The sequence below is a fragment of the Stappia sp. BW2 genome (assembly GCF_008107695.1).
Classification (GTDB): Bacteria; Pseudomonadota; Alphaproteobacteria; order Rhizobiales; family Stappiaceae; genus Roseibium.
Map to the genome: position 1 here is coordinate 1 of NZ_VIRG01000079.1, position 456 is coordinate 456.

1 protein-coding gene is annotated in these 456 nt (G+C 59.2%); it reads left to right on the forward strand.

Annotation, left to right across the window (positions count from 1 at the left end):
* The coding region (locus tag FMN63_RS27655) for an MFS transporter (protein ID WP_148587402.1) at positions 1 to 456 on the forward strand (456 nt) is incomplete at both ends.

Here is a 456-nt window from a genome sequence, read left to right on the forward strand (position 1 = left end):
CTGTTATTGTCCGTTGCCCTGCTCATATTCGGGCACGGCATCCAGACCACCCTGCTGCCCCTGGCTGCAGACCGGTATTACTTCACCAATTTCGAGATCGGTCTGGTTTCGTCGGCCTACTTCTTCGGTATGGTGCTGGGCTGTCTCGGTGCGCCGCTCGTCATCATGCGCGCCGGACATATCCGGGCCTTCGCGGCGCTCGTCTCGCTGATGTCCGCTGCCGCCATCCTTCATCCGGTGCTGATCGACCCCTACGCCTGGATGGCGATCCGTGTCATTTCCGGCTTCAGCCTCGCAGGCTTCTACATGATCGTGGAAAGCTGGCTCAACGAAACGGCGACCAACGAGAACCGCGGCACGGTCATGTCCATCTACATCGTCATCCTGTTCGGTGCGCTGATGTTTGGTCAGATCTCGATCGCGACGATGAACATTGCGGATTTCGTGCCCTTCGCG